We start from the raw sequence: 4,859 nt of genomic DNA, 5'->3' as shown, positions 1-4,859 counted from the left end.
GCTGGCGTGGCTGGGATGTCAAATACTTTGGACAGGACCTGCCGCTTGACCGGCTGGAAGAAGCCCTCTTACCCCTGCGGCCGCGTCTTTTGTTGTTCACCGCCACCCGCAAGGATTCGGCTGTTCAACTTGCCCGTCTGCCGGAAATTTTAAAGCAGTTTCCCGAACCCCAGCCGCTTGTGGTGTTGGGTGGGCGGGCTTTTTTGGAGCATCAACTGCCGGAAAATGTGCCCGCGGTTTACCTGAGCGGAACGCCTGCCGAAATTGTGGCGCGCCTTGAACAATTGATGACGGGCACTTAGCCCGAAAAAGGACATTTTCATGCTGGTTTATTTCCGCGCCTGATTTCAGATCAGGCGCAATTTTGTAGCAAAGAGGTTTTATTATGTTCAAAAACAAAGCACTTTCCACCGTTTTTGTCATCATATTCATTGACCTGCTGGGTTTCAGCCTGATTTTGCCCCTGCTCCCCTATTACGCCAAACAGTTCAACGCCAGTTCTTTCGAAATTGGCCTGCTGGTTGCAGTGTATGCGCTGGCGCAGTTTCTGGCAGCCCCCATTTTTGGCCGTCTATCGGATCGTTTTGGGCGTCGTCCGGTACTGCTGATCAGCCTTGCCGGGAACATCCTCAGTTTTGTTCTGCTCGGGCTGGCTGCCAACCTGTGGATGTTGTTCGCTGCCCGCATTTTGGCGGGTATCATCGGCAGCAACATCAGCGTGGCGCAGGCCTATATTACCGACGTAACGGACGAGAGCAACCGCGCCCGCGGTCTGGGGCTGATTGGGGCGGCATTTGGGCTGGGTTTCATCCTCGGCCCGGCGATTGGCGGACTGCTCAGCCGCTTTGGCTTCGGAGTGCCGTCTTTTGCGGCGGCCGGCCTTTCAGCGCTGAACTTGTTGATGGTGCTCTTCTGGCTGCCCGAATCGCTGACTGCCGAACGCCGCGCAGCCCTGGCGCAGGGAAAACGCCCGCCGATGACTTTGAGCGCCATGCTGGCGGCGCTGCGTAAACCGGTAGTCGGGCCATTGCTGCATACCCGCTTCTTTTTTGCAATTGCTTTTTCGATATTTCAGACCATTTTTGCCCTTTGGGGTTTGCAGCGCTTGAACCTGACCGCTCAAACCACCGGCTATCTGCTCACCTATGTGGGATTTCTTTCCGCCTTTGTACAGGGCTTTCTCATCGGGCGTTTGACCCGTCGTTTCAGCGAACCATCCCTTATTTTTATGGCCACCGTATTGATGGCGGTCGGACTGCTGGGATGGGCGCTGGTTACCAGTGTGCCGGCACTCCTGTTAGATTTGATCCCGATTGCGCTTGGCGGCGGCGTGCTGAATACCGTTATCAACAGTGCGATCAGCAAGTCGGTGGCGCCCATTGAAGTGGGTGGTACGCTGGGTTTGGCCGCTTCACTGGAAAGCCTGACCCGCGTCTTTTCGCCCACTTTGGGGGGGCTGCTTTTGGATACCCTTGGAACATGGGCACCCGGTCTGTTCTCCGCGTTGATTGTCCTCTGGCTGGCAACGTATGTTTACCGGTATATCTACCGGCCGGCGCACCAGCCGGCGGTAGTCACGCCTGCCCCGCGTTAGGTGATTTTCATGCGCCATTTCCGCTTTCAGTTTGAGGTCAGGGCATCTCAAGAGGCAGTTGCCGAGTTTCACCGCGATACGCGCGCTTTGCGCCGGTTAACCCCGCCGCCCATTCTTGTCCAGTTTCACCACCTTGAACCGATTGCCGAAGGTTCGATTGCAGAATTTACCCTTTGGTTTGGTCCTTTCCCGGTGCGCTGGAGAGCGTTGCATTCCCAGGTGGATGCCCTGAGAGGATTCACCGATACGCAGGTGAAAGGACCATTACGCTTCTGGCACCATCGCCATTCCTTTGAAGCGCTGGATGCTCAAAGAACCTTGATAAGGGAGGAAATTCAATTTGAATACCCTCAGGGCGCTGCCGGCTGGTGGACAAGGCTGGTCTATTCGCCGCTGGCGCTGCGGCTGTTATTTACCTATCGCAGCTGGGTGACCCGCTGGTTGATCGGGCGCGGGAGGAAAGGCGCATGACCGGCGCAAAAATCCCGCATGTGGTCGTGGTAGGAGCGGGAATTGGCGGTTTAACTGCTGCGGCTTTGCTGGTCAAGGCTGGGCTGCGGGTGACCGTTTTGGAAGCCCATATTTATCCTGGCGGTTCAGCCGGCACCTTCTACCACCAGGGCTACCGTTTTGATGCCGGCGCAACCCTGGCTGGTGGGTTCAGCCGGGGCGGCCCACACGCACGCCTGGCAAACCTGCTGGGGGTTGAGTGGCCAATTCAGCCGGTGAACCCGGCCTGGATAACTTTTATCGAAGGACAGCCGATTTTTCAATGGGCTGAACGGGAGCGCTGGCGGGAGGAAATTGAGCAGAACTTTCCCGAAAGCCGCTCTTTTTGGAGGATGCAGGAATGGCTGGCCGAACAGGCCTGGCAGGTTTCGGCGCGGAATTTCCCCTTCCCGCCCCAGTCCTTGCGGGATTGTGGGGATCTGGTAAAGGCTTTGCGCCCTTCAACCCTGCCGGCGGCCCCCTTTGCTCTGTTGACCGTTGGTCATTTACTGCCGCGCCGTTCCAGCAAACTGCTGAGGGCATTTGTTGATTCACAATTGCTGATTTCAGCCCAAACCACCTCGCCTCATGCCAATGCGCTGTATGGCAGTGCTGCGTTGGACCTGCCGCGCCGCGGCGTCCATCATGTGCGGGGTGGAATTGGTCAACTGGCGAAAACTCTGGCAGATTGGCTGACTCACAACGGCGGAACGCTTTATTACCGCCAGCCGGTTGAAAGCATTGTTGTTAAACAGGATGGCAATCTTCTGGTTCATACCCGCAAGGGTTTACAATTTCAAGCCGATGGGGTGGTTGCCAACCTGACCCCGTGGGGGCTGGCAGAAGTGCTGGGGAAAAGTGTCCCCCAACGCCTGCAGAACGAAATCCACGCACGGCCAAAAGGCTGGGGTGCTTTTACCCTCTATCTCGGCCTGGAAAAGGCCGAATTACCGGCTGTACCTGCCGATCATTTTCAGGTAGTGGTGAATGCTGGCCGGCCGCTGGGCGAAGGGAACTCCGTGTTTATTTCCCTCTCACCCCAAGATGACCCGCTGCGTGCTCCGCCGGGGATGCGGACTGCCACGCTTTCCACCCATACTCGTGTAGCGGATTGGTGGCTTGACGACCGCTCGGCCTATGAGGAAAAGCGGCAAGCCTACACCGAAAAAATGCTGGCGGCGGCCGAATTTGCGCTGCCGGGCATCCGGCGGGCGGTACGTTTGTGCCTGCCCGGCACGCCGCGCACCTTTGCTTTTTACACCCGCCGTCCGTACGGGATGGTGGGAGGATTCCCGCAAACCTCCCTGCTGGCGGCTCGAGGCTCGTGGACGGGCATTTCAAACCTCTGGCTGGTCGGCGATTCGATATTTCCAGGGCAGTCCACCGCCGGGGTAACCCTTGGTGCCATGCGGGTAGCCCGGCAGGTGCTGGATTATTTTTCGGCTCAAACAGAGTTCGACGGTTTAATCTTGAAAGCCGAACGGCTGCATTCTACATAGTTTGTACAATCGTTTGTCAAGTTGGCTTGTTTATGTCAAAATCTCTATTGTGTTTTCCAATGCGATTGCGCATTTCATTTCTTCTGGAGGGAAAATGGCTAAAAAAATCATCATCATCGGTTCTGGCTTTGGGGGTCTTGCCGCTGCGGTCAGACTGGCTGCCAACGGCTTTGATGTAGAAATTTTCGAGAAGCGCGATAAACTGGGGGGGCGCGCCTATGTTTATGAAATCAACGGCTTCAAATTTGATGGCGGGCCGACTGTCATCACTGCGCCGTTCATGTTTGATGAAATCTTTGAACAGGCCGGACGGCGGCGGGAAGATTACTTCCAGATGGTACCGGTTGATCCCTTTTACCGGATTTTTGACCATGAAGGGAAGTGCTTTGACTACAATAACGACCCGCAGTTCATCCTTTCTCAAATTGACCTGTGGAATCCGGAAGATAAAGAAGGTTACCAACATTTCATAGAAAATACTCGTGCCATTTTCCAAAAAGGGTTTGTGGAACTGGCGGATAAACCCTTCTTGAAAGTAACCGACATGTTGAAAGTTGCACCGGACTTGATCCGCCTCCAGTCTTACCGTTCGGTTTACAGTTATGTTTCTCAGTTTGTCAAAAATGATTTTCTGCGCCAGGTTTTTTCGTTTCATCCGTTGTTGATTGGCGGCAACCCCTTCGATTCGAGCAGTATCTATGCCATGATTCACTATCTGGAAAGGAAGTGGGGCGTACATTACGCATTGGGCGGAACAGGTGCAATCGTAGAAGCCTTTGCCAGATTGTTCCTTGAACTGGGAGGAAAAGTGCACTTGAACGCCGATGTGGCGGAAATCACTGTGCAGAATCGCAAAGTTACGGGCATTCGGCTGCGCAACGGCGAGTTTTACGCAGCCGATATGGTCGTTTCCAATGCGGATGTGGCCAGCACTTACCGCTCGATGATCCCGGAAACCTATCGGCGGAAATACACCAACCGGCGCATCGAAAGGATGCGTTACTCCATGTCGCTGTTTGTGATTTATTTTGGAACCCGCCGCCGCTATCTGGATTCACGGCTGGCGCACCACAACATCATCCTGAGCAGCCGCTATAAACCGCTGCTGGATGATATTTTCCACAAGAAAATTCTGGCGGATGATTTTTCGCTGTACCTGCACATGCCAACGCTCACCGATCCCAGTATGGCGCCGGATGGGATGGAGGCCTTTTATGTGCTTTCACCGGTACCCCATCTCGGCTCCGGCATTGACTGGAGCAAAGAAGCCCGTCCGT

Annotated in this window: 5 protein-coding genes; all 5 read left to right on the top strand. The window is 55.2% G+C overall.

Annotated elements, in window-relative coordinates; all coding sequences use genetic code 11:
• Positions 1–302 (top strand): hypothetical protein (locus VAE48_RS06925; protein ID WP_322792588.1); only part of this gene is annotated, 302 nt, incomplete at its 5' end.
• Positions 303–385: 83 nt separating this feature from the next.
• The gene (locus VAE48_RS06920; RefSeq protein WP_322792587.1) at positions 386–1,594 is read left to right on the top strand and encodes an MFS transporter; all 1,209 of its coding nucleotides are present in this window, start codon (positions 386–388) and stop codon (positions 1,592–1,594) included.
• Positions 1,595–1,603: 9 nt separating this feature from the next.
• Complete coding sequence (locus tag VAE48_RS06915) at positions 1,604–2,065, top strand: hypothetical protein (protein ID WP_322792586.1); 462 nt, start codon at positions 1,604–1,606, stop codon at positions 2,063–2,065.
• Positions 2,062–3,582, top strand: a complete 1,521-nt coding sequence (locus VAE48_RS06910) for an NAD(P)/FAD-dependent oxidoreductase (RefSeq protein ID WP_322792585.1) — start codon at positions 2,062–2,064, stop codon at positions 3,580–3,582. The genes VAE48_RS06915 and VAE48_RS06910 overlap by 4 nt, the downstream gene beginning before the upstream one ends.
• Before the next feature lie 94 nt (positions 3,583–3,676).
• A partial coding sequence (gene crtI / locus VAE48_RS06905; RefSeq protein WP_322792584.1) for a phytoene desaturase family protein occupies positions 3,677–4,859 on the top strand: 1,183 nt, incomplete at its 3' end.

The organism is Bellilinea sp. (genome assembly GCF_034432615.1).
Taxonomy (GTDB): domain Bacteria; phylum Chloroflexota; class Anaerolineae; order Anaerolineales; family Anaerolineaceae; genus Bellilinea.
The sequence above is the reverse complement of the archived record's forward strand: the minus strand, read 5'-3'. Positions and strand labels throughout refer to the sequence as shown.